Source organism: Planktotalea sp., from assembly GCF_049680325.1.
Taxonomy (GTDB): domain Bacteria; phylum Pseudomonadota; class Alphaproteobacteria; order Rhodobacterales; family Rhodobacteraceae; genus Planktotalea.
In genome coordinates this window covers 1-3,154 of the sequence record NZ_JBAUHO010000135.1, presented here as the reverse complement: position 1 = coordinate 3,154, position 3,154 = coordinate 1, and the positions used below count along the sequence as shown (strand labels likewise).

Annotated in this window: 3 protein-coding genes and 1 pseudogene; 2 read left to right on the top strand and 2 right to left on the bottom strand. The window is 56.4% G+C overall.

Going from position 1 to position 3,154, the window contains the following annotated elements:
- Nucleotides 1–37: 37 nt before the first annotated feature.
- Nucleotides 38–574 carry a single-stranded DNA-binding protein gene (gene ssb, locus WBC85_RS06000; RefSeq protein WP_424433972.1) on the bottom strand — a complete coding sequence of 179 codons (537 nt, stop codon included), beginning with the start codon at nt 572–574 and terminating at the stop codon, nt 38–40.
- Between the two features lie 172 nt (nt 575–746).
- Here ssb and WBC85_RS05995 point away from each other — a divergent pair, with 172 nt between their 5' ends.
- Nucleotides 747–1,358, top strand: coding sequence for a lytic transglycosylase domain-containing protein (locus WBC85_RS05995; protein ID WP_424433970.1), 612 nt, complete (start codon nt 747–749; stop codon nt 1,356–1,358).
- Between the two features lie 27 nt (nt 1,359–1,385).
- On the opposite strand, the gene WBC85_RS05990 is transcribed toward WBC85_RS05995, so the two are convergent.
- On the bottom strand, nt 1,386–2,462 hold the full coding sequence (locus WBC85_RS05990; protein WP_424433968.1) for an alpha/beta hydrolase family protein: 1,077 nt from the start codon (nt 2,460–2,462) through the stop codon (nt 1,386–1,388).
- A 122-nt stretch (nt 2,463–2,584) separates the two neighbouring features.
- Here WBC85_RS05990 and WBC85_RS05985 point away from each other — a divergent pair.
- Nucleotides 2,585–3,154 (top strand): annotated as a pseudogene (locus WBC85_RS05985) (helix-turn-helix domain-containing protein); the annotation flags it as partial.

Genomic DNA, 3,154 nt, shown 5'->3' with positions numbered 1-3,154 from the left:
GGTCTGGGGCAGCGCCCCAGTCCCGCAGGTTCGATTGTTAGAACGGAATTTCATCATCCAGATCGCGTGAAGGCGCACCGCCGCCGCCACCTTGGCTGCCGCCGCCATAGCCACCGCCGCCACCCTGGCCGCTGTCATAGCCACCACCCTGACCGCCGCCATCATACCCGCCGCCACCTTGGCCGCCGCCGTATGAGTCACCGCCGCCGCCAGCATTATCGCCGCGACCGTCAAGCATTGTCAGTGTGGATGTGTAGGGGCGCAGGACAACTTCGGTGCTGTATTTGTCCTGACCAGATTGGTCCTGCCATTTGCGCGTCTCAAGCTGACCTTCGATATAAACCTTGGAGCCTTTGCGCAGATATTGCTCGGCCACGCGCGCCAAAGGCTCGGAGAAAATTGCAACAGAATGCCATTCAGTGCGCTCTTTACGCTCGCCCGAATTCTTGTCTTTCCAGGTTTCAGACGTGGCGATGCGCAGGTTGCACACTTTGCCGCCGTTCTGGAATGTACGCACTTCGGGGTCGCGACCCAAATTGCCGATGAGAATAACTTTGTTTACTGAACCGGCCATATCCGCCCCCTCTAGATGTCCTACTTGTGCAGCAACGCCGACTCAGTCAGCGAAGTTTTGCCGAACCTACACCACCAGATCATGGTTAAAAACGTAATAACGCCGCTAGGGGTAGCGAAACGGCGAAATCCAGCTATATTGCGCCTTGATAGGGTCAATGGGGCATTCGTGCATGCGCGCTCACAGAAAGCGACAGGTTACAGCAGTTACGACGTTTTTGGTTTTCGCACTGGCATTGCCGGCGGCGGCAGAGCGTTTGTCGACAAAGTCGCGCCAGAAACTGTTCAGCACTCAAACCAAGGTTTTGGACAGCCGCGCATCGCAGCAATACAAAGCCTCGGTGCGTCTCAAGCCCCCGACGGTGAACACACCGACAAAATGGGGCGATACGAAAAAATCCCCGAAATATCGTGGCCGTTATAAAGGCGTCTATTCTAATATGGCGCGCGATGCGGCCCGTAAACATGGCGTTCCAGAGGATTTGTTCCTGCGTCTTGTTCAGCAGGAAAGTGGCTGGAACCCCAATGCTGTCTCCCATGCAGGGGCGCAGGGTTTGGCTCAGTTGATGCCAGCAACCGCGAAATATCTTCGCGTTGATGCCAGCGATCCTGCGCAGAACCTTGAAGGCGGCGCGCGCTACCTGAAAGAGCAGTACCGCAAGTTCGGCTCTTGGCGTCTTGCGCTGGCGGCCTATAACGCGGGCCCCGGTGCCGTGGAAAAACATGGCGGCGTGCCTCCTTACAAAGAGACACGCAACTATGTAAAGGTGATTTGGGGCAGCTAGGTATTAACCGCCCCAATCAATTCTGCTCTACATCGCGTTTCGTGCCATGAAGGGCAGAATGTGCTCCAACATCTCGGCATGAACCGCTGTTCGGCGACGCTCCGCTTGGCCGCATATGTTGGTTTCGCCCGTAAACATCCCTGAAACGCCGATAATCACGCGCCCCAGCATACTGCATTCAGCGATGGCGCTCATGTGCCATGAGCCTGCAACCGTTATTTGTTCAGCGTTTTGCATCGGGCCAACAAGCTGGGATGCATCAACGCCAGCAGGGATCGCACCCGGGTTGCTCAGATTGATTAACAGCGTTGGCGTGGCAATCGCAGCAAGGCTATCACGCGTCATTGCTGCAGGCAGGGCTGGATCAATGGCAAAGCTTGCTGTGATGCGCGGATCGGCAAAAGACGCCTCATAGCGCGCGGCATCAATGTCGTTAAAGTCAACACCGCCTGCCGTCATCCATCCGCAATCGAGCATTCCAACATGCGCGTCGCAATAGTCGATATAGGCGGCTTTGCTGACACGCGCTCCGGACAAAGCCAAGGCCGTATGCCCACCCAGCGAAAATCCTGCGCCGGTTACATTGCCCATATCGGCCTGAATGCCGCTGATTGCTCCAGCCTCGAATGCATCAAGCACCGCGCTCAGATCCATGGGGCGGTCCCAGATTTCAATCGTGCGATGGGGATCACTGTCCATGGATGTGGTGCCGTGATGGTTAACCCCTGCAACGATAAAGCCTTGCTCGGCCAAGGCACTGGCAAGCCAGCCCATTTGCGTCATGCGCCCGCCAGAACCATGGCTAAACACAACCAACGGATGCTTGCCTTCTCGCGGCGCAGCGTCCGCATGTGCATGAAAGCCGTAGAACAACGCATTTTGCGCAATCAACGCGGCAGGGCCTTGCGCATCGGTTGGATACCAGATGTGCAGATCAAGTGCCTTGTTGCGGTGATCCACCTCAAAGCTAAGGGTTGTAAAGCCAACATCCGTGTCAGGGATCGGCCGCGTTTCGCTCGACATCAGCCAGGCCGCGCCTATGAAAAGTGCCGCGCCGCTGCCCAATGCAATAGCGGTTCGGGTTATTGTTGTTCTCAGTGTCATCTTTTGTCCATTCGTATCAAAGTTGCGATAAGACCTAAGTGAGCGTTCCCTTTTGATATTGCGTCCTGAAACGGGTATTGGGACGTCCTGAAACCCGTTTTAGTCCCTTTTCGGAGCGTTCCATGCTGCCAACACTGCCAATTCCGATGATTGGGGCACTGATCCTCGGGTTTTTGTTTGTCTCTCTTGTTGCAACGCAAAAGCGGATGAGCGTCCTGGCGGCATTGGTCGCTCTATGTGCGCTGCAATCGGCGCTGATTGCAGCGGTGATGCACTACGAATTTGAAAGCCTGCGATTGCTGTTGCCCGTTACGGCCTGCTGCATTCCACCGCTTGCGTGGATCGGACTTAGCCGCTCTGGATTGGAGCGCAAGAGCTATGGGGCGTTGCATCTGATTGCGCCAGCGCTGGCGGTGCTTGCCGTGCTGTTCCAACCCTACGCATTGGACGCATTGATCCCGCTTTTGTATTTCGGATATGGCGGCGCGATTTTGTTTTCTGTTTCGCGCGGGGCAGACGCCCTTCCGCACCTGCGCATTGAAAGCGGCGATGCATCCGGCAGAATTTGGCGTGTGATCGGGGCCACGTTGATAGCATCAGGCCTTAGCGATCTGGCACTCGTCGCTGCTATCATTGGCGGCGCACCAGATTGGCAGCCCTGGATTGTCGGGTTCAGTTCCTCTGGCATGCTC

Coding starts and splice junctions, on each gene's coding strand:
- ssb (WP_424433972.1), bottom strand. CDS start 574: ATGGCCGGTTCAGTAAACAAAGTTATTCTCATCGGCAATTTGGGTCGC.
- WBC85_RS05990 (WP_424433968.1), bottom strand. CDS start 2,462: ATGACACTGAGAACAACAATAACCCGAACCGCTATTGCATTGGGCAGC.
- WBC85_RS05995 (WP_424433970.1), top strand. CDS start 747: ATGCGCGCTCACAGAAAGCGACAGGTTACAGCAGTTACGACGTTTTTG.